The following is an 18744-nucleotide window of genomic DNA, read 5'->3' as shown; positions in this document are numbered from 1 at the left end:
ATCATGGGGGGTGCTTACCCATAATCTTAGTGGACTTAAATATTTTTTAGCATCAAATAAGGAACCTATAATGGGAGTTCAAAAAATATGAATGTCTGATATTCATAATATATCAGTTGATATTAAAAGTGAATTTAAAATTTATTTTGCTGATACTCCTAAAAAAACCAAATTTTATAATGATGGAGATTCTGTTGAAAGAATAGATATACCATGAGTTAAAGATTATTATCCTGATGGATATTTTTGATAATTAAATTTCTATATTTATATAAGAAATATTCTCATTATATTTATCAAATAAATTAATATTAGTTAAATTTACTTCTTGTTTATCTACTACTAAAATCAAATCATAATTACCAGCACCAAAAATACCACTAATTTCAATCCGATTTAAGTTATTAATCGGATTTTCAATTTGTAATTCGAATTCAATATCATTATCAATTTGTGAAATTTCTTTATAAAATTCTAATTTTGAAAATAATTGAGATTTATTTGAACCATATAAATTTAAAGCATTTTCAATTTTGTTTTTTTCAATAATTACTCTTGTAAAATATTTTCCATATTCACCGTTAGCTAATGTTCAATCAGCAGGAATTAATGACGGAATATTATTACTTTCTAATTCATTGGTAATTGATAATCAATTAAATTGATTGTCATCTAACTTGAATAATTCATTTTGACTAATATCATTATTTTTTAATTTAATGTTATTAATATCAGTAAAATCAAAATATGGAGATTTTAATATTACCTTTACATCTTTAAATTGCCAAATATCATTTTTATTAGGTTTTATTGGACTTGATTTTAATTCAAAATAGTAAGGTAATAAAATCTTATTATCATCATTTAATCCTTTATTTATTGATAAAGATGAATAAATATATTTTGACAACATAATAAATAATTGTTTAAATATTTTAACTTGTAATAAATCAATATAATTTGGATAATCTAATTCTCATTGGCCACTTGCCACTTGCCACTTAGCCCTTTTTACTAGACCATTAATTTAAAAAACCTGAATGTATTCTAAAAACAATTGTGTTATATAATTAACACTAATTTTAACCTGAAAGGATTTTTATTAATGGATAAAATTAAACAAATAGCATTAGTAATTAACAAATTAAATATCAAAGAAAAAATTAAAATTATTGATGATTGTAAAAATCAATATTCAATTAGAAACCTATGTCAATATCTTCAATTAAACAGATCAACATATTACTTTTTAAAAAATAAACAAAAACCTATTAAAAAAGAAGAAAATCATATTATTAAATGCAATCATAAATATCAAAAAATATGCCAACTTTTAATCGAATTTCATTCTACAAGAAAAGGCAGAATTTATGGATATTTAAGAATTTTTTCAGCTTTTAAAGAGTGATTAAAACAAGAAAAAAATATCATTTTAAATATAGAATTATCAATAAAACAAATGCGAAAAATTATGAAAGAACACAATATTCAAGGATTAAAACAAACTAAAAATAACTATCCTAAAAACAAAAAAAATCCAAATAAGTGAATACCTACAATGGATAAAGTAAACAAAGATTATAAAAGTACAACCTCTTCAAATCAAATTTGATCAATGGACACTAAACAAATAAATACTAAAGAAGGATGATTATATCTTTTTGTAATTATTGATTTTTATTCAAATAATGTTGTTAGTTATAATATTGCTCCTAATAAATCATATCAGGATTTAATTCTTCCTGCTCTTGAAAAAATCAACAAACAATTTTCTTGAAATCAAGTAAAAAATGTTATTTTACATTCAGATAACGCCAACGAATTTTATTGTCAGGATATCACAAAATGAGCAGAGGATAAACAAATAATTTTAAGCAAAAAACAACCTTATGATATTGGTGGTAATGTATTATCTGAAAACTGATTTTCTCATTTATCTCAAGAATGACTACCTAAAGGATCAAATCAATATTTATCCATCAATGAAGCTATAAATGATGTAAATCAATATGTTATGTTTTATAATTATGAAAGAATACATTCTAAATTTCTAAAACCACCAATTTTACAAATTAAAATTTAGAATTTTATATCAAAAATGGTCCAGTAATTAAGGGCCAACCACCATAATAAAGTCATCATTAATCTTTCTTCTACTGAAAGTTTATTTTTTCGACCTTTATTTTTTTCTAATTTTTCTATTTCAATTAATTTTTCTAACATTTCATTAAAATGAAAACGTTTTATACCAAAATATCTGTAAAATTCTTCATTTTTTAATTTTTTTAAATTTTCAAAAATCATTTTTATCAACACTTTTCTAAATTTATTGTTAATAACAAAATTATAAAATAAATTTTAAAATTATTAATTGACTTTTAAAAAATTTAATTACGGAATATGTCTTTTGTGAAATTTTTAATAAAATAAAACCATTAAAATAAAAAAAATATTAAAAATATTTTTTTAAAATTTAAATTTTTATCGAGTTAATATAAAAATATTATTAACAATTTTTTGTTTAAAATGTAAACTCATTTTTTAAACTATTTTTTCAAAAAATATTTATTTCTATATTCAATAACACTAAATAGTTTTAAAACAATTTTATTGACAATTAATTAAATTTAATTACGGAATATGTCCTATGATTTAAATTATTTTTTCTGTTTTGTTTATTGTTAGAATATATTTTTCATTTTTACATGATAATAGGAAATAAAAAAAATAGTATATTAATAAAACCGGAGATAAATTAATATTTTAGTACAAATTATCTTGAACCAACAATTATTAGTAGTATAATGAAAAGGTATGTTCATTCATTATTTTAAAAATTAGTATAATTAAAAGTGTAACTGCAATTAACTAAAATATTTAGGAGGAAAATTTAAATGTGAGTTGAGAAATTTGATAATCCCCAAAAAGAAATTTTTCAAATATTAAATGAAAAAGGAGTAATTAATCCTAATTTTGTTGATTATTTAAAAAAATTTGATAGTAAGGTTTTATTAAAAGCATATGAAAACATGTGTTTTTCACGAATACAAGAACAAATGCAAATGGAATTAAACTATGAAAAAGATGAAAAAGGACAAGTTAAATTAGTAAATGGAATTCCAAAAGTAATCGGAAAAGTTATTAACTTTTTATCTTCAAAAGGTCAAGAAGGTGTTGAAGTTGCTTATGCTAGTTGCTTACGACCAGGTATTGATTGATTAGTACCAGCTTATCGTAATAATGCAGCATGAATTACTGCTGGATATCCAGTTGAAAAAGTAATTCAATATTGATTAGGAAATGAAATGGGAAGTCAAATGCCGAAAGGTGTTAATATTTTACCAGTTAATATTCCAATTGCTACTCAATATTCACATGCAACAGGTATTGCTTTTGCTGAAAAATATAAAAAAGATAAAGGAATTGTTATTACTACGATTGGTGATGGTGGTACTTCTGAAGGTGAGTTTTCTGAAGCAATTAATTTTGCTGCTATCCATAAATTAGCTGTTGTTTTCTTTGTTGAAAATAATCAGTGATCATTAGATACACCAACTGCTAAAGCAACAATGAGTCCAACTTTTGCACAAAAAGGAACAGCATTTGGTGTACCTAATATTCGTGTTGATGGTAATGATTTTTTTGCTGTTTATTATGCTACACAAGAAGCAATTGAAAGAGCAAAAAAAGGTAATGGTCCTTCATTAATTGAAGCTGTTACTTATCGTCAAAATGCGCATTCTGCTTTTGATATTAAAAAAGATTATTTTTCTGCTGAAGATTATAAAATTGAACAAGAATGATTAAAAAAAGATCCAATCGATCGTATTAGAGAATATTTAAAATCAATTAAACTTTGAGATGACAACAAACAAGCAGAATTAGATAAACAAATTACTAAAAAGGTTAATGATGCAATTACTTGAGCATTAAAAAATGAAAGTGTTTCAATTGATGAAATATTTGATTATACATATGAAAAATTAACACCACAATTAATAGAACAAAAAGCAGAAGCAAAAGCTTTCTTCAATGAAGGAGAGAAAAAATAATTATGAAAAGAAATAATGTGCAAGCTATTACTTTAGCCTTAGAATTAGCAATGAAAAAAAATCCTAATGTTGTTGTTTATGGTGAAGATGCCGGTAATGTTGGTGGTGTTTTTCGAGCAACTAAAGGTTTACAAGCAAAATTTGGCGTTAATCGTTGTTTTGATGCACCAATTGCTGAAGCAGTTATTGCTGGTAGTGCCGTTGGAATGGCAATTAATGGTTTAAATCCAATTATTGAAATGCAATTTTCAGGATTTGCTTTCCCTGCTTTTCAACAATTGTTATGTCATGCTGCACGAATGAGAAATCGTTCTCGTGGTAGATTCACTTGTCCAATGGTAGTACGTATGCCTTCATATGATTGAAATAATGGTAATAATGGTGCTTTGGAGCATCATTCAGAAGCAATTGAAGCTTTATTTTGTCATATTCCAGGTTTAAAAGTAGTTATGACTTCAAAACCTAATGATACTAAAAAATTATTATTGGCAGCAATTGAAAGTCCAGATCCTGTTATTGTTTTAGAATGTTTAGGAACTTATTTCAATAGTTATACTAGCAATAATTATACATATGATGTTAGAGAAGAAGTTAGTGATGCTTATGAAGTGGCTGTTCTTGGTAAAGCTAAAGTTCTTAAAGAATATAAGGCTGAAGAAAAACCTGATTTAACGATTGTAACTTATGGTTCAAAAGTTTATGATTGTGAAGCTGCTGTTAAAATTTTAGAAGAAAAAGAAAATTTTAAAATTGAATTAATTGATTTACAAACATTACAACCATGAGATGAAGAAACAGTTGTTAATTCTGTTAAAAAAACAGGAAGATTATTAGTTGTTTCAGAAGCGGTTCGTTCATTTTCAGTTGCCTCAGAAATTATTACCGTTGTTAATGAAAAGTGTTTTGAATATTTAGAATGTCCTCCAACAAGATTAACGGGTTATGATATTACTGTTCCACTGTCTAAAGGTGAAAAATGATTTATAATTAGTCCAGATAAAATTATGGAAAAAGTTAAACTAATGATGAATTATCCAGTTTAGTTAGTTGTTTAAAGAAAGGAAAGTGAAAAGATGGAATTGAAGTTTAAAGATATGGATGGAATCGATGAAGTTACTGTAACTCAAATTCATGTTAAAGTTGGAGATAATGTAAAAAAAGGTGATAATGTTGTTGATATCGAAGCAGATAAAGCTTCAGATAGTATTAAAGCCGAAGCAGATGGTAAAGTTTCTAAGATTCTTGTTAAAGAAGGAGATAGTATTAAGTCAGGTGCTGTTATTGTTGAGTTTGGTGGGACAATTAGTGATAATAAAAGTCCTTCATCAACAAATTCTTCACCAAAATCTGAATCAGTTGCTAGTGCTAGTACATCTACAGTATCACCAGTTGAATTACCAAAACAAAATGTGCAACCTATTCAACAAACGGGTAAAGTATTAGCAACACCATTAGCACGTAGAATGGCTCGTGACTTAGGTGTTGATATGGGAACAATTAAAGGAACTGGTCCTCGTGGTAGAATTTTAAAAGATGATTTATTAAATGCCAAGAATGGTGGTACAACAACTAGTGCTACTGCATCAACAACACCTATTAATTCAATATCTTCAGTTTCTGCTACAACTATTAGTTCACAAGGTATTAATGCTACTAAAATCGAAAGTTTTGGTAATGTTGAACATTTACCATTATCAGGAATTCGTAAGGCTGTTGCTAATCAAATGTCATTATCAGTTTATACAGCACCACATGTTAGTTTAATGATTAATGTTGATGCTGAAAACTTAGTACAATTACGTGCAACTTTAAAAGAACCAGCGGAAAAAGATCCAGATGGTAGTGCTAAATTAACATTTATGCCATTCTTTGTAAAGGCTGTTGCTAAAGCGTTAAAAGAAGAACGATTTAAATTACTTAATTCAACTTTGAACATGGCTAATAATGAAATTCTTGTTAAAAAATATTATAACATTGGTATGGCAGCTGATACTGAAAAGGGTTTAGTAGTTCCTGTTATTAAAAATGCTGATCAACTTTCATTATTTGAAATAGCAAGACAAGTTAATTCATTGGGTGATAAAGCTCGTAAGGGGCTATTAAAAGGTGATGAAATGCAAGGTGGATCATTTACTATTACTAATTTTGGTTCAGCAGGAATTGAAATGGGAACACCAGTTATTAATTATCCAGAAGTAGCAATTTTGGGTCTAGGAATGATGCAAAAAAAACTAATTATTGCTGATGGTAAAATTGTTGAACATAAGTTCTTTCCATTATCACTTTCAATTGATCATCGTGTTATTGATGGTGCACCTGCTGGTTATTTCCTTTCTCGACTTAAAGAGTTATTAGAAAATCCAACATTAATTTTAGCTTAAGGAGAAAATTTAAAAGATGTCTAACTATGATTTTGATTTAATAATTATCGGGGCAGGTCCTGGTGGTTATGTAACAGCGGCTCGAGCAGCAAAGATGGGTTTAAAAACTGCAATTGTTGAAAAAGATAACTGAGGTGGAGTCTGTTTAAATGTTGGATGTATTCCTACTAAGACGTTACTAAAGGGCGCAAAAGTTTTTCATTATATTGAAAATGCTGATAAATATGGTGTTGCTATTAAAGATAAAAAAAATATTGAAATTAATTGAAAAGTAATGCAAGATCGTAAAGCTGGTGTTGTTAAAGGTTTAACTGGTGGTGTTGGCTTTTTAATGAAATCTAATAAAGTTGAACAATTATTAGGGATTGGAAGTGCTATTGATAAAAATACGATTTTAGTGAAAGCTAAAGACGGTAAAGAAAAGAAATATACTACTAAATATATGATAATTGCTACTGGTTCAAAAGTAAAAATGTTTGATAATCCTAATGGTCCACAAGGTTTAAGTGAAAAAGATTTAAAAACAAACCAAACATTATTAACTTCGACTGAAATTCTTTCTTTAAAAGAAGTTCCAAAAACACTAACTATTATTGGTGGTGGTGTTATTGGAATTGAGTTTGCTTGTTTATTTAGTACACTTGGTACTAAAGTTACTATTATTGAATATTTAGATCGTATTTTAGCATTACTAGATGAAGATATTAGTACAACTTTAACTAAAATTCTTGAAAAAAATGGTGTTAATATTATTACTGGTCATAGTGTTAATGAATTAAAGGATAAAACTTTAACTTATTATGCTGCAACCGATAAAGAACATAAAAAACCATTAACAGTAACTAGCGACTATTGTTTATTAAGTACTGGAAGAACGCCAATTACTGAAGGTTTTACTAATTTGGGAATTCAAATTAAACCTAATCAAGCATTTGCCGTAAATAATAAATTGGAAGCTTTAGATGCTAATAATAATGTTATTGATAATATATATGTAATTGGAGATGCTAATGGTCAAAGAATGCTTGCTCACGTTGCGTCAACACAAGGATTAGCAGCACTTAATAATATTTTAGTTAAAGAAGGTAGAACGGATGCTGATAATCAGCCATTGAAAGAGCAAGAAGTAGATTATAATAAAATGCCTAGTTGTATTTATTCATTCCCTGAAGTGGCAAGTGTTGGTTTAACTGAAACTGAATGTAAATCTTTAGGTAAAGAATATTTGATGAAGAAAATACCATTTACTATTAATGGTAAGGCATTGGCTGATGGTGAGACTGATGGTTTTGTTAAAATAATTATTGATAAAAAATATGGAGAAATCCTAGGTGCTCATATTTTATGTTCAACGGCTACTGATATAATTGCTGAAATTGTTAATATTATGCAAACGGAAGGTACTATTGTTGAATTAGCCTCTTCTTGTCATCCACATCCAACAATGTCAGAAGTAGTTATGGATGTTGCACAAGATTTAGAATTAGAATGATACAAAGTTAATAAAAAATAGAAAATAATAAAAATGTACCTAAAAATTTAAAGGTACATTTTTATTGTAAAATTAATATAATATTGATTAAAAAGTATTGCTTCTTCTTTTTTTATCAAAAAAATAATTAGTGGTATTACTGTTAATTTCTTTTTGTAAATATTTATTTCATGTAGTTATTTGTTCAAATTGTATATTTTCTAAATTTTCATTACATAAATTATTATTTTCTGACGTTCTTTTTTTAAATAGTGTTTGAAATGTTTTTACTTCATTTTGTTGCATTTCTGTTTTATCTTTATCTTCTAATAATTTGCATATAATAGTATTTTTTTCTGTTCGGCATTTAATAAAAATATTTTCTTTACATTTCACTGCTTGTTCTCAATTTTTATCTTTTTCAATATCAAAATCATATTTATTTGTTGACATTTTATTATTGTTCCTTTCGAGATAAAAATGTTAATTATGTCACTTTGGATAAAAAACCAATAGTAGTGACAAGTTAATTTTATAATGATATTTAAAAATATTTATATATGATCTATAAATAAAAAAAGTGTAAAAAAATTACTTTAATTTTCTAAAGACATATTCCGTAATTATTTTTTTGAAAAATCAAGTAATAATTTTAAAATTTATTTTATAATTTTGTTATTAACAATAAATTTAGAAAAGTGTTGATAAAAATGATTTTTGAAAATTTAAAAAAATTAAAAAATGAAGAATTTTACAGATATTTTGGTATAAAACGTTTTCATTTTAATGAAATGTTAGAAAAATTAATTGAAATAGAAAAATTAATTGAAATAGAAAAATTAGAAAAAAATAAAGGTCGAAAAAATAAACTTTCAGTAGAAGAAAGATTAATGATGACTTTATTATACTGAAAAGAATATTATACTTTTTTTTCAAATGAGTATTAAATCTAAAATGAGCCCATCAAGTTGTTTTCGAAATATTACTTGAGTAGAAAATAAACTTAGTAACCACAAAGATTACCAATTTTTAAAAGAAAGATATAAATTAAAAATTGATAAAAAACAAGAAAATTCAAATGAATTTCAATTTTATTTAATTGATTCAACTGAGATTGAAATTGGAAGACCAACTAAAAAAAACTACAGTTAGAATATTTTTCTGGTAAAAGTTGAATGTATTCTATAAAATTTCAAATTGTATATGATTTTTTTAATAAAAAAATTGTTGATATTTTTGCTGATAATGGTAAAGTGCATGATTTTCAAATATTAAAAAATTCAAATCTTGAATTTTCAGAAAAAACAATAATTATTGGTGATTTAGGATATCAAGGTATACAAAATATTTATAAAAATACAATAATACCAATTAAAAGAACTAAAAATAAAAAATTAACTAAACAAGAAAGAAAATACAATAAGATTGTATCTAAAATTAGAATTAAAGTTGAACATGTCTTTGCTTGATTGAAAAGATTCAAAATTTTAGTAAATAAATGTAGAAAATCTAAATTTAGACTTATGTACTTAAGATTTAACTTACTTTGTGAAATTTTTAATAAAATAAAATCATTAAAATAAAAAAATATTAAAAATATTTTTTTAAAATTTAAATTTTTATCGAGTTAATATAAAAATATTATTAACAATTTTTTGTTTAAAATGTAAACTCATTTTTTAAACTATTTTTTCAAAAAATATTTATTTCTATATTCAATAACACTAAATAGTTTTAAAACAATTTTATTGACAATTAATTAAATTTAATTACGGAATATGTCCTAAGTAAAAAATTAAAGTAATCACTATTTTTAAATAACCTTATTGATTTGATTTTTTGTTTTATATTCAATAAATATTTTTTGAAAAAGAGGATCTGTTAAAACATTATTTAATACTAGTTGTTCATATGTTTCATAGTTGTGATTTCTTTGCACATAATATGTTTCATAAGCAAATAAGTGCATAATCATATTACCAATGGTAGGATTACTTTCTTTATTATTTTTTCAAAGTATTTCTTGTAGTTTAATACCGTGTTTTTTAAATAACATATTCATTGAATGTTTTATTTTATGTGGTCTAGTTAATATTAATTTTTCAATAGCACTACTAATATTAAGACCATTAGCAAATATATCATCTAAACTATGAATAAAATTTCTCAATTGAATTAATTCGAGATCTTCAAATAATTGTTCATTATCTTGCAAAATTTTTTTCATTAATAACATTTTAACATGACTATCATTTTGTTCAATATAAATAGGAATTTTAATCATATTAGTGAAACTTCTAATGATTGGAATTAATTCTTGTTTAAATTGATAGCCTAAATGGTAGTGAATTATAAAAAATAATAATAAAAGATTTTCATATATTTTATTTAAATTCAAAAAGGTAAGTGATTTTTTATGTTCATCTATTGTTTTAATAAATGACTGATGGAATTGAGTGATAATATTAATAATATCTTGTGAAGTATTTTCCAAACATACGTTTTTAAAATTGGTAAGTATAGTTTTTTTATATATAAGATTTGCATTATTAAATTCTTTTAAAGCATTTTTATAATAATCTGTTGTGAATGTTTCTGAAAGTTCTTTTTGTAAACTATTAATTTTTTCTTCATCACAAAGAATAACTGCATCTTGATAGTTTAAAAATAAAACAATTCAATTTATACACATTTTTTTTTGATCAACAGTTAAATTTGTATCAACGAAACATTGGAATAAAGCACCACCAGTTTCAATGATACACTCATCAGCTGTTTTGTTAATTAACATTATTTGGCACCTAACTTTCTTTTTTGTAGTTTTAATAATTTAATTAAAAAGTGTTTTAAGGTCAACTATCTTCTTTAATATTCTATCATATCATTATAAATGACTTTTTTAAATTTTAGTAAAAATTACCAATTTTAATAATTTTTTAAACAAGTTAAAAAATATTATTAACTTTAAATTCTAAAATGTTATTTTTAAAATTATTTAATGATTTTAAAGTAGGTTACTATTATTATATTTATATAACATCAACATATACTTTAAAATTGAAGTAATGCTCATATTTTATCTCAAATTCTTTATACAAGGGAGTCTAATAATTTTTAAATAAGTATAATTTGTTATGCAAGTTTTTTATAAACTTTTATATTTTTTCTAATTTTTTAAATATTAATTTTATAATCAAAAACTTAGTTAAACACTTATGGGACAAGATGTGATAGTGTGAATCTTGTATTCTTATTCTAACACATAATATTTGAAACTTCTTCTTTTTGGAAATTATTATTAATTGTAATAAAAAACTTTAGTATTAGCGATAATTATTAATTAAAAGCATTTTTTACTATAAATTAATTATAAAATAGATTATTAAAATTATAGTATTTTGACTTTAATAAGAGTAAAAAAACTAATTTTATGAAAAATAAATAAATTTTGTAAAACAAAAAATAATATGTACAATATAATTATTAAGTTTAATATAAGTTTTTAACCCATTGCTTTTTTTAAGTAAATGGGTTTATTAATAAAAAAAATAAGAGGTAAAGAAGAATGGCAAATGATTTAGTTAATATAAATAAGTTTATAAAAAGTTTAAATACAAATAATATTAATAGTATAGATTTGATGCAACAATATTATTATCATGAAATAAGAGAAAATATAGAAATATATAATGAATTAATTGAAAAATTAGACAATATTTTTTCATTATTTAATATAACTATAGAAGAAGAACAAAAATATAACAATTTTTTTATTTTTTTAAAAGAAGAAATAATAAAAACTAAGAAAAAATATCAGGAAAATTATAAATATGAAATAGAACAAATTGCCAAAATTTTAGATCAAAATCAACAGACTATTGATAATTATTTAGTAGTCAATAATAAATATAGTATTATTATTGCAAGTTTAAATAATAAAAAAATTACTAAATGAAAAAATAATTTTTTAAAAATTATTACTTTTGGTTTTTGAGATTGAAATAAAAAAATAACAGTTCAACAAGAAGAATTAGAAAATTATAAAATTAATAATGAAGAATTGATAAAAGTGAAAAAATTAGAAAATGAAAAACTAAAACAAGAAAAAACTACTATTTTGATTGAAAAACTAAAGAAAAATATGTTTGAAATAACTAGTGTTCTTGCAGAAGTTGACATTTTAGAAGAAGAATTTAAAAAAATGCTCAGTGAAAAAACTAATAATGAACCTGAATGTGAAATTGCAGAGGAAGCAATTGAAGTACTAAGTAAAAAAAGAAGTTCATTTTGTTCACAAGATAGTGGTTTTGATTCAAATGCAAGTAGCGATAGTGAAGAATCTTCTTATCCAGAAAAATTAAATCCATTTATTAATGATGATGATGTAAGTTGTCAATCAACCAGTATTTTTAGTAAACCAATTTTGCCAAAAATGTAAATAGATAAATATAGTTATTAAAATAATTGTTAATTTTAATAATTAAATATTAATAAATAAATTATTTAAATACTTACATCAGTAAGTGTTTTTAATAGAAAAACTTATTTATTTAGAAAAAATATGTAACTTAGTAAAAATAAAGAAATTATTATTTTAAAATCTTTTTATCTGTTAAGTATTTTAACTTGACATCATTATGTGAATAAGATATTATTAAAAAGGTTTATTTGCCACAAATTAATAGAAGGAGGTAATTTATGGTTAAATTACGCTTAATACCAACAGGAAAAAGTAAATCAGTGCAACCTAGTTACAGAATTGTTGCGATTGATGCAAGAACAAAACTTAATGGTAGATATATTGATAAATTAGGTACTTATAATCCAACAAGCAAAGAAAAACAAGTAACTATCGATGAAGTAAAAGCATTAAAATTTTTATCAAATGGTGCTCAACCAACAGAAACTGTTCGTAGTTTATTATCAGCAGAAGGAATTATGACTAAATTTCATAATTTAAGACAAGAGAGAAAAAGTAGCAAACCTAAAAAAATAACAAAAAAAGTTACTGTAAAAAATAAAAAAACTGCTACTACTGATTCTATTAAAAAAGAAGAAGCACCCGCTACTTAATATTAAAATATGCTACAAGTGATTAATTAATATGTATGTAACATTGTTAGAACGTTTAATTGAACCAATTTTACTTGATAAAATTTGTAAAGTTGAGATTCGCGAATTAGTAGAAAAAAATCACTATGATTTAATATTAATGGTACCAAAATCATTAATATCAGTATTGATTGGTAAAAAAGGAAGTACTATTCGTGCATTATCAACAATTATTGAAAGCAAAGCATATTTAGAAAACAATACTATTAAATTAGTAATTAATGAGTTTTAAGATGAAATATTTAGAATTAGGTACTATTGTTAATACTCATGGTCTTATTGGTGAAGTTAAGGTTTTATGTAATTATTATGGTAATAAATTTTCATGAAAAGAAAAAACAACAGTTTATTTAGAAGAAACTAAACAACTAACATCTTTAATTATTTCAAGAGTAAGAAATCATAAGCAGTTTTTATTATTAACATTTGAAAATTATAATACTATTGAGTTAGTAGAAGGTATGAAAAATAAAAATTTAGTTATTAATACTGAAGAAATAATTAATGACAACTTACCTTGATTTTATGAAGATATTCTAAATTATGAAGCATTTGATGCTAATAATAATGCTTTTTTAGGAAAAGTTATTGCTTTCTTAGATAATAATCATCAAGGTTTATGAGAAATAAAAATGACTAATAAAAAAACCTTTTTTATTCCTAATAATAAAGTATTTATTAATAAAATTAATAAAGAAGAACAAAAAGTTTATTTTAATATTATTGAAGGATTAATTAATAATGACTAAAAACCAATTCACAATTATAACTTTATTTCCCAATGCTTTTAATGATTTTATGCAAACATCAATCATCAAACGAGCTATTACTAAAAAACAAATTAGCATTGATATTATTGATATTAGAAGTTTTGCTAATAATAAACACCAACAAGTTGATGATGCTCCTTATGGTGGTGGCAATGGTATGGTTTTACAAGCAATGCCAGTAATTAATGCTATTAATAGCGTAAAACTTAAATATCCTGAGGCTAAAACAATTTTACTTAGTCCACAAGGTCAACAATGAAATCAACAATTAGCTTATAAATATAGTCAAAAAAATATTAATTATATTTTAGTTTGTGGTCATTACGAAGGTATTGATGAACGCATTATGTCTTATATTGATGAAGAGATTTCAATTGGTGATTATGTATTAACTGGTGGTGAATTACCAGCAATGGTTATTATTGATTGTATTACTAGGTTAATTCCTAATGTTATTCAACATCAATCTCATCTTAATGATTCTTTTAATAACTCATTATTGGATTATCCAACATATACAAGACCAGAAGAAGTACTAGGTATGAAAGTTCCAGAAGTTCTAATTGGTGGTCACCATGAAAAGATAGCAGAATATCGTCATCAACAAGCATTAATTAATACTTATAAAAAAAGAATTGATTTATTTAAAAAATATCAATTATCTGCAAAAGATAAAATAATAATTGAAGAATATAAATCTTCACTTAAAAAAAATAAACGAAAGGAGAAATAAAACATGCAAAATGCAATTATTAAATTAGTTAGCGAAAGTCAACTAAATCATAATCTTCCTAATTTTAAATCTGGAGATACAATCCAAGTTTTTTCTAAAATTAAAGAAGAAAAAAAAGAACGTATTCAAATGTTTGAAGGAGTAGTTATTGCTCGCAAAGGTTCAGGAATTACGCAAAATGTTATTGTTCGTAAAACTGTTGGTGGTAAAGGTGTCGAAAAAACATTTGCTTTACATTCACCATTAATTGATAAAATTAATGTTATTCGTAAGGGTAAAGTAAGAAGAGCACGTATTTTCTACTTACGTAAATTAAGCGGTAAAGCTGCTAGAATTAAAGAAATTAAAACAGTAAAACCCGTTAAATAATAATTAAACCACCGTTATTAAAATCAATGGTGGTTTTCTAAATTGATATAAAATAATAATAAAATGTATTAAAGGAGTTAAAAAAATGCCTAATGAAAGTACCCATAATCAAATTCATTGATTCCCTGGTCATATGATGAAAGCCATTAAAGCAATTGAAACTAAGTTACCAATTATTGATGTTGCAATTGAAGTTTTAGATGCACGAGCACCATTAGCAACAAAAAGTACTTTATTAGATCGTTTATTAGAGAAAAAAATAAGAATTATTGTTCTTAACAAAGTTGATTTAGCAGATGATAATTTTACTAAAGAATGAGTTACTTTTTTTGAAAATCAAGGTTTTTCTGTTTTATTGGCAAAATCATTAACTACAAAAATGAAACCGCAGTTGTTAAATTTAATTACTAAATTAATGGAACAACAAATGGAAAAAGAATTGGCAAAAGGTATTGTTAATCCAAAAATTAAGGTATTAATTATGGGATTACCAAATACGGGTAAATCAACATTTATCAATAATTTATTGCAACGTAAAGTAACACAAACTGCTAATATACCTGGTGTTACTAGAGGTCAACAATGAATTAAATTAAATCCAACGATTGATTTGTTAGATAGTCCTGGTATTTTACCACCAAAAATGAATGATCAAAAAGTAGTAATGATTTTAGCTTTAATTAAAGCAATTCCTGTTAAACATTTATTTTTAGAAGAAATGGCTAATTTTGCTTTAACATTTTTACTTGAGAATTATTATGAAAGATTAGTAAAATATTATAATATTAATTTTGAAATTAAAAATATTAATGATGAAACATTATTTCTTTATTTTAAGAAATTAGCACAAAAATATCATTTAAAATTGGCTAATGATGAAGATAATACTCATCGTGCCATGAATTTATTTATTAATGATTTACAAGTAGGGAAACTAGGATTAATTTCATTTGAAATACCACCTAAGATTTTAAAACATGAAAAGTAGTTTACGATACGAAATTGATAATTATTCATCAGGAACATTAATTGCTGGTTTTGATGAAGTGGGAAGGGGAGCTATTGCAGGACCAATTGTTGTTGCAAGCGTTATTCTTAAACCAAACTTTAATCATCCTTTAATTAAAGATTCAAAACAATTATCAGCAAAACAACGAATAGCAATGTATCAAATTATAATTGATAATGCACTAACAGCAACTGTTAGTATTAAAAGTCATCAATTTGTTAATATTCATAATCCTAAGCAGACTAGTATTTTAGCAATGATAGAAGCATTTAATAAATTAAAAATAGTACCTGATGTGTGTTTAGTTGATTTTGAAAAACCGCAATTTCCTAATTTTCTAGGAAAAGTTGAAGCAATAGTTAAAGGTGATCAAAAATCACTTAATATTGCTAGCGCTTCGATTATTGCTAAAGTAGTAAGAGATAAAATTATGATTGATTATGATACTCAATATCCTAATTATGGGTTTAAAAATCATAAAGGGTATTATACAAAAAATCATCAGATAGCATTACAAAATTATGGTATTTGTGATATTCATCGTATTAGTTGTGCGCCCGTTAAAAAATATAGCGGAATTATATAATAGAGAAACTTTTATTATTACAATTATTTACTGGTAATAAGTTATTATCTAATTTATTTATATCTGTTGCTAATAATTTATTATTTTGAATATTAAAAATTTCTTTAATTGGTTTAGTTCCTTGATTTATTAAAATATTTTTAAATGATTGAAGTCCAAGTTTTTGTAAATTCTTTTCTAATTGGCTTGTAGGTGTTTTAATATTATAGGCAACTTCTAAATAAAAGAATCTTTTTTGAAAATCATGGTCAAAATCTTGATATTTTTTATAGATTTTTTCTATTTTATTTATTATATTTTTATTTAATATTTTTTGAAAGGCATTATTGTTAATAATGTCTTTGCTAATATTTTCTAATAAATAGTGTAGTGGAAATAATTCAGTAGAATAACTAGTAACATTTTTATATGGTAATAATAAATCATTGATTATTTCTTTTTTAATATTGTATTTTTGTCTAATTTTATTAGAAGTTTTAATTATATTTATTTTAAAACAAAACTTATTATCTTTATTATCAATTACTAACATAGTTGAAAATATTTCTTTATATATTTTTTTTAACATTTTATTTTTCCTTTTTTATTTGGATATTTAATTTAATAAAAATCCTAATATAGAAAAATAGCTATATTAGGTATATACATTTATTAAATTAGAATAATTATATCTAAAAATATGAAATAATACTATTTATTTTTTATTATTGCTTTTCTTAATAATTATGAACAAATCTTATTGAGATTTTTAATTTAATTTTTTTGAAATAAACTTATATGTTTATTAAATTTTCTAGTTCTGTTATAATTAAAGTATATTAAATTAAGTAACGTTTTTCTTTTATTGTTTGTTTTTATAATTTTTTATGTTAAGATTTGTTTGTTATTAAAATGTATAAAATTGGTTTTTAAACCTAGAATTCAGGAATTTTATATATGCAACAAGATTTTTATATTAAAAAAGTTTTTTATGCTTGTTATGTTAAAAATATAGTATTACCTATTTCATTTTTGACTAATATTGGAAATAAAAAAGGTAAATGTTATGTTGGTAATAAACAAAAATTAAGAAATAGTACTGTTCGTACTAAAACTAATTTAATTCAAAAAACATTACATAATTTTTATAATAGTAAAATGTTAAGTTTTGTTACTTTAACTTATAAAGATAATATGCAAGATGTTAAAAAAGCAAAAAAAGATATTGGTTTATTTTTTATGGTGGTTGGCCCTTAATTACTGGACCATTTTTGATATAAAATTCTAAATTTTAATTTGTAAAATTGGTGGTTTTAGAAATTTAGAATGTATTCTTTCATAATTATAAAACATAACATATTGATTTACATCATTTATAGCTTCATTGATGGATAAATATTGATTTGATCCTTTAGGTAGTCATTCTTGAGATAAATGAGAAAATCAGTTTTCAGATAATACATTACCACCAATATCATAAGGTTGTTTTTTGCTTAAAATTATTTGTTTATCCTCTGCTCATTTTGTGATATCCTGACAATAAAATTCGTTGGCGTTATCTGAATGTAAAATAACATTTTTTACTTGATTTCAAGAAAATTGTTTGTTGATTTTTTCAAGAGCAGGAAGAATTAAATCCTGATATGATTTATTAGGAGCAATATTATAACTAACAACATTATTTGAATAAAAATCAATAATTACAAAAAGATATAATCATCCTTCTTTAGTATTTATTTGTTTAGTGTCCATTGATCAAATTTGATTTGAAGAGGTTGTACTTTTATAATCTTTGTTTACTTTATCCATTGTAGGTATTCACTTATTTGGATTTTTTTTGTTTTTAGGATAGTTATTTTTAGTTTGTTTTAATCCTTGAATATTGTGTTCTTTCATAATTTTTCGCATTTGTTTTATTGATAATTCTATATTTAAAATGATATTTTTTTCTTGTTTTAATCACTCTTTAAAAGCTGAAAAAATTCTTAAATATCCATAAATTCTGCCTTTTCTTGTAGAATGAAATTCGATTAAAAGTTGGCATATTTTTTGATATTTATGATTGCATTTAATAATATGATTTTCTTCTTTTTTAATAGGTTTTTGTTTATTTTTTAAAAAGTAATATGTTGATCTGTTTAATTGAAGATATTGACATAGGTTTCTAATTGAATATTGATTTTTACAATCATCAATAATTTTAATTTTTTCTTTGATATTTAATTTGTTAATTACTAATGCTATTTGTTTAATTTTATCCATTAATAAAAATCCTTTCAGGT

Annotated in this window: 24 protein-coding genes; 18 read left to right on the top strand and 6 right to left on the bottom strand. The window is 23.4% G+C overall.

Annotated elements, in window-relative coordinates:
* Positions 1-70: 70 nt before the first annotated feature.
* Positions 71-253 (top strand): hypothetical protein, encoded by a 183-nt coding sequence (locus tag AAHM89_RS10100; protein ID WP_342266262.1) that lies wholly within the window; start codon positions 71-73, stop codon positions 251-253.
* On the opposite strand, the gene AAHM89_RS10095 is transcribed toward AAHM89_RS10100, so the two are convergent.
* Entirely contained in the window at positions 254-994 is a 741-nt protein-coding gene (locus AAHM89_RS10095; RefSeq protein WP_342266261.1) for a hypothetical protein, read from the bottom strand. It lies immediately after the preceding gene.
* Positions 995-1105: 111 nt separating this feature from the next.
* Between AAHM89_RS10095 and AAHM89_RS10090 the strand changes: the two genes are divergently transcribed.
* Positions 1106-2083, top strand: a complete 978-nt coding sequence (locus AAHM89_RS10090) for an IS3 family transposase (protein ID WP_342265776.1) — start codon at positions 1106-1108, stop codon at positions 2081-2083.
* Here the strand turns inward: AAHM89_RS10090 and AAHM89_RS10085 are convergent.
* Positions 2080-2304 (bottom strand): hypothetical protein, encoded by a 225-nt coding sequence (locus tag AAHM89_RS10085; RefSeq protein ID WP_342266260.1) that lies wholly within the window; start codon positions 2302-2304, stop codon positions 2080-2082. The two genes, AAHM89_RS10090 and AAHM89_RS10085, sit on opposite strands and share 4 nt — an antisense overlap.
* 590 nt (positions 2305-2894) lie before the next feature.
* On the opposite strand from AAHM89_RS10085, the gene AAHM89_RS10080 reads away from it, so the two are divergent.
* The 4 genes from AAHM89_RS10080 to lpdA are packed head-to-tail and all read left to right on the top strand — an operon-like array spanning position 2895 to position 7946.
* Positions 2895-4052 carry a thiamine pyrophosphate-dependent enzyme gene (locus AAHM89_RS10080; RefSeq protein WP_252320590.1) on the top strand — a complete coding sequence of 386 codons (1158 nt, stop codon included), beginning with the start codon at positions 2895-2897 and terminating at the stop codon, positions 4050-4052.
* 2 nt (positions 4053-4054) lie between these two features.
* A complete protein-coding gene (locus AAHM89_RS10075) occupies positions 4055-5095 on the top strand; it encodes an alpha-ketoacid dehydrogenase subunit beta (RefSeq protein ID WP_286642632.1) in 1041 nt (346 codons plus the stop codon).
* A gap of 30 nt (positions 5096-5125) precedes the next feature.
* On the top strand, positions 5126-6433 hold the full coding sequence (locus AAHM89_RS10070; protein WP_342266259.1) for a dihydrolipoamide acetyltransferase family protein: 1308 nt from the start codon (positions 5126-5128) through the stop codon (positions 6431-6433).
* 16 nt (positions 6434-6449) lie between these two features.
* Positions 6450-7946 (top strand): dihydrolipoyl dehydrogenase, encoded by a 1497-nt coding sequence (gene lpdA, locus AAHM89_RS10065; protein ID WP_342266258.1) that lies wholly within the window; start codon positions 6450-6452, stop codon positions 7944-7946.
* 66 nt (positions 7947-8012) lie between these two features.
* On the opposite strand, the gene AAHM89_RS10060 is transcribed toward lpdA, so the two are convergent.
* On the bottom strand, positions 8013-8357 hold the full coding sequence (locus AAHM89_RS10060; protein ID WP_252320582.1) for a hypothetical protein: 345 nt from the start codon (positions 8355-8357) through the stop codon (positions 8013-8015).
* 257 nt (positions 8358-8614) lie between these two features.
* On the opposite strand from AAHM89_RS10060, the gene AAHM89_RS10055 reads away from it, so the two are divergent.
* The 3 genes from AAHM89_RS10055 to AAHM89_RS10045 are packed head-to-tail and all read left to right on the top strand — an operon-like array spanning position 8615 to position 9487.
* Positions 8615-8851 (top strand): hypothetical protein, encoded by a 237-nt coding sequence (locus AAHM89_RS10055; protein WP_342266257.1) that lies wholly within the window; start codon positions 8615-8617, stop codon positions 8849-8851.
* Positions 8841-9056, top strand: coding sequence for a hypothetical protein (locus tag AAHM89_RS10050; RefSeq protein WP_342266256.1), 216 nt, complete (start codon positions 8841-8843; stop codon positions 9054-9056). The genes AAHM89_RS10055 and AAHM89_RS10050 overlap by 11 nt, the downstream gene beginning before the upstream one ends.
* Before the next feature lie 23 nt (positions 9057-9079).
* A complete protein-coding gene (locus AAHM89_RS10045) occupies positions 9080-9487 on the top strand; it encodes a transposase family protein (RefSeq protein WP_342265941.1) in 408 nt (135 codons plus the stop codon).
* A gap of 230 nt (positions 9488-9717) precedes the next feature.
* On the opposite strand, the gene AAHM89_RS10040 is transcribed toward AAHM89_RS10045, so the two are convergent.
* The gene (locus AAHM89_RS10040) at positions 9718-10695 is read right to left on the bottom strand and encodes a hypothetical protein (protein ID WP_252320580.1); all 978 of its coding nucleotides are present in this window, start codon (positions 10693-10695) and stop codon (positions 9718-9720) included.
* 774 nt (positions 10696-11469) lie between these two features.
* Here AAHM89_RS10040 and AAHM89_RS10035 point away from each other — a divergent pair.
* The 8 genes from AAHM89_RS10035 to AAHM89_RS10000 all read left to right on the top strand — a co-directional run bounded on the left by AAHM89_RS10035 (position 11470) and on the right by AAHM89_RS10000 (position 16483).
* Positions 11470-12342 carry a hypothetical protein gene (locus AAHM89_RS10035; protein ID WP_342266255.1) on the top strand — a complete coding sequence of 291 codons (873 nt, stop codon included), beginning with the start codon at positions 11470-11472 and terminating at the stop codon, positions 12340-12342.
* 260 nt (positions 12343-12602) lie between these two features.
* Positions 12603-12977, top strand: a complete 375-nt coding sequence (rpsP, locus tag AAHM89_RS10030; RefSeq protein WP_308699597.1) for a 30S ribosomal protein S16 — start codon at positions 12603-12605, stop codon at positions 12975-12977.
* A 31-nt stretch (positions 12978-13008) separates the two neighbouring features.
* Positions 13009-13248: a KH domain-containing protein gene (locus AAHM89_RS10025; protein WP_342266254.1), complete on the top strand. Its 240-nt coding sequence runs from the start codon at positions 13009-13011 to the stop codon at positions 13246-13248.
* Position 13249: 1 nt separating this feature from the next.
* Complete coding sequence (gene rimM, locus AAHM89_RS10020) at positions 13250-13765, top strand: ribosome maturation factor RimM (RefSeq protein ID WP_342266253.1); 516 nt, start codon at positions 13250-13252, stop codon at positions 13763-13765.
* Complete coding sequence (gene trmD, locus AAHM89_RS10015; RefSeq protein ID WP_342266252.1) at positions 13758-14519, top strand: tRNA (guanosine(37)-N1)-methyltransferase TrmD; 762 nt, start codon at positions 13758-13760, stop codon at positions 14517-14519. The genes rimM and trmD overlap by 8 nt, the downstream gene beginning before the upstream one ends.
* Positions 14520-14522: 3 nt before the next feature.
* Positions 14523-14888: a 50S ribosomal protein L19 gene (gene rplS / locus AAHM89_RS10010; RefSeq protein WP_252319419.1), complete on the top strand. Its 366-nt coding sequence runs from the start codon at positions 14523-14525 to the stop codon at positions 14886-14888.
* A gap of 85 nt (positions 14889-14973) precedes the next feature.
* The gene (ylqF, locus tag AAHM89_RS10005) at positions 14974-15876 is read left to right on the top strand and encodes a ribosome biogenesis GTPase YlqF (RefSeq protein WP_342266251.1); all 903 of its coding nucleotides are present in this window, start codon (positions 14974-14976) and stop codon (positions 15874-15876) included.
* Entirely contained in the window at positions 15866-16483 is a 618-nt protein-coding gene (locus AAHM89_RS10000; protein WP_342266250.1) for a ribonuclease HII, read from the top strand. The genes ylqF and AAHM89_RS10000 overlap by 11 nt, the downstream gene beginning before the upstream one ends.
* On the opposite strand, the gene AAHM89_RS09995 is transcribed toward AAHM89_RS10000, so the two are convergent.
* A complete protein-coding gene (locus AAHM89_RS09995) occupies positions 16476-17051 on the bottom strand; it encodes a hypothetical protein (protein ID WP_342266249.1) in 576 nt (191 codons plus the stop codon). The genes AAHM89_RS10000 and AAHM89_RS09995 overlap by 8 nt on opposite strands.
* Before the next feature lie 368 nt (positions 17052-17419).
* Between AAHM89_RS09995 and AAHM89_RS09990 the strand changes: the two genes are divergently transcribed.
* Positions 17420-17719 (top strand): hypothetical protein, encoded by a 300-nt coding sequence (locus AAHM89_RS09990; RefSeq protein WP_342266248.1) that lies wholly within the window; start codon positions 17420-17422, stop codon positions 17717-17719.
* 27 nt (positions 17720-17746) lie between these two features.
* Here AAHM89_RS09990 and AAHM89_RS09985 read toward each other — a convergent pair whose 3' ends face one another.
* Complete coding sequence (locus AAHM89_RS09985; protein WP_342265776.1) at positions 17747-18724, bottom strand: IS3 family transposase; 978 nt, start codon at positions 18722-18724, stop codon at positions 17747-17749.
* Positions 18725-18744 lie beyond the last annotated feature (20 nt).

It is taken from the genome of Spiroplasma endosymbiont of Villa modesta (assembly GCF_964030925.1).
Lineage (GTDB): Bacteria > Bacillota_I > Bacilli_A > Mycoplasmatales > VBWQ01 > Spiroplasma_E.
This window is presented reverse-complemented; position numbering and strand designations above follow the sequence as displayed.